Consider the following 1,984-nt stretch of genomic DNA (forward strand, 5'->3'; position numbering starts at 1 on the left):
AAAACCGGTGCGGCAGGCAGCGTGGTCGATTTGTTTGCCGACAAACGTCTGAACAAGCATACCGCAATTTTGGGCGGCATATTGGCAGAAGAATGCCAAAGCGTATTGCAGGATTTCTTTGCGGCCAAACGTAAGGCCGTCTGAATTTCAGACGGCCTGTCAGCAAAAACACTTTATTTTAAATTTTCGGATTTCCCCATGTCAGTCAATCATTACGAAAACTTCCCAGTCGGCTCTATTGTGCTGCCGCGCCGTTTGCGCAAGCCGGTTCACGCCGTTTACGCTTTTGCGCGGACGGCGGACGATATTGCCGACGAAGGCAATGCCGAAGCAGTCGAACGCCTGCGCCAACTGGACGAACTGAAGGCAGAGTTAGACCGCATTACACAAGGTGGGAAATCGCAAACAGCTTTGATGCAGCGTTTGTACAACGAAGCGATTGAGCCGTTTCAATTACCGTTGCAGCTGTTTTACGATTTGTTGGCGGCGTTCAGTCAGGATGTGGTCAAAAACCGTTATGAAAATTTTGGCGAATTGATTGCCTATTGCCGTTTGTCCGCCAATCCGGTGGGGCGCATTATGTTGCATTTGTACGGGCAAACCGATGAAGTGAGCATAGCGCAAAGCGACGGCATTTGCACTGCCTTGCAGCTGATTAATTTCTGGCAGGACGTGGCGGCAGATTGGCAGAAAGGGCGCGTGTACATCCCTCAGGAAGATTTGCAGAAGTTCAAAGTCAGCGAAGAACAGATTGCGGCCGGCAAAGCCGACTTTGCTTTTCAACGACTGATGGCACACGAGTGTCAACGTGCCTTTCAAATACTGAAGGCCGGTTCGCCGTTGGGCAAAACCCTCAAAGGACGAATCGGTTTTGAGTTGCGCATGATTATTGTCGGCGGCCAGTTGATTTTGCAGAAACTGGACGGTTGCAAATATGACGTGTTTAACCAGCGGCCGCTGTTGGATAAGAAAGACTGGATGATTATCATCAAACGGGCTTTGATGAAGAAATAAAAAAAGGCCGTCTGAAATTGATGTTTCAGACGGCCTTGATGTTTTCGATTAGCGGTTTTTCAAACGGTTGATGCGGTTGTCCAAAGAAGGATGGGTGCTGAACCAAGAATCTTTGGCTTCGCTGGCAATGCCCATTGCGGTCATGGTTTGCGGCAGATCGCTGGTGCTGCCTTTTAAGCGTTGCAGGGCGGCAATCATTTTCGGCGCGCCCACCAGTTTTGCAGCGCCCGCATCGGCGCGGTATTCGCGTTGGCGGCTGAACCACATCACAATGATGCTGGCGAGGAAGCCGAATACGATCTGCAATACCATGCTGACCATGAAATATGTACCTTGCGACGTACTGCCGTCATTGTTGCGCGCCACCATGCTGGAAACAATACGCGCCAAGAAGACAACAAAAGTATTCACAATACCTTGAATCAGTGTCAGCGTTACCATATCGCCGTTGCCGACGTGTGCCATTTCATGCGCCAAAACGGCTTCGACTTCATCGCGGGTCATGTGGTCGAGCAGGCCGGTGCTGACAGCGATGAGCGAGCTGTTTTTGGTCGCGCCGGTTGCAAAGGCATTAGGCTCTGGGGAGTCGTAAATGGCTACTTCGGGCGTTTTCAGATTCCATTGGCGGGCTTGCGCTTCAACAGTTGCCAACAGCCAAGCTTCTTCTTCGCTTTGGGGCTGGTCGATGACGACGGCGCCGACCGAATGTTTGGCAATGGTTTTCGACATCAGCAAAGAGACAATCGAGCCGCTGAAGCCGACGACTGCGGAATAAGCCAACAGGCTGCCGACTTGGTCGGTACTGTTGATGCCCAAGATGGCCAAAATAATACGGATGACAACCAGAACTGCGATATTGGTTGCGATAAATAAGAAAATGCGTTTCACCGATTATTCCTTTTTAGTGTGGTTTGTGAGGTGATTTTTATATGGGCGCATTGTCTCAAAAACTCTATAGAGATGAAACAGC

General features: G+C 50.4%; 2 protein-coding genes and 1 pseudogene. 2 read left to right on the forward strand and 1 reads right to left on the reverse strand.

The genetic code is table 11. The features are described 5' to 3' along the window. Both ACTHUE_RS16970 and hpnC read left to right on the forward strand, forming a co-directional pair. Positions 1-144: pseudogene (locus tag ACTHUE_RS16970) on the forward strand (cytidine deaminase); the annotation flags it as partial. A gap of 54 nt (positions 145-198) precedes the next feature. Next, positions 199-1,014 (forward strand): squalene synthase HpnC, encoded by an 816-nt coding sequence (gene hpnC / locus ACTHUE_RS16975; protein ID WP_004519881.1) that lies wholly within the window; start codon positions 199-201, stop codon positions 1,012-1,014. A gap of 48 nt (positions 1,015-1,062) precedes the next feature. On the opposite strand, the gene htpX is transcribed toward hpnC, so the two are convergent. Further along, complete coding sequence (gene htpX, locus ACTHUE_RS16980; protein WP_004520292.1) at positions 1,063-1,902, reverse strand: protease HtpX; 840 nt, start codon at positions 1,900-1,902, stop codon at positions 1,063-1,065. Between the last annotated feature and the right edge of the window lie 82 nt (positions 1,903-1,984).

It is taken from the genome of Neisseria sp. P0021.S005, assembly GCF_051956955.1.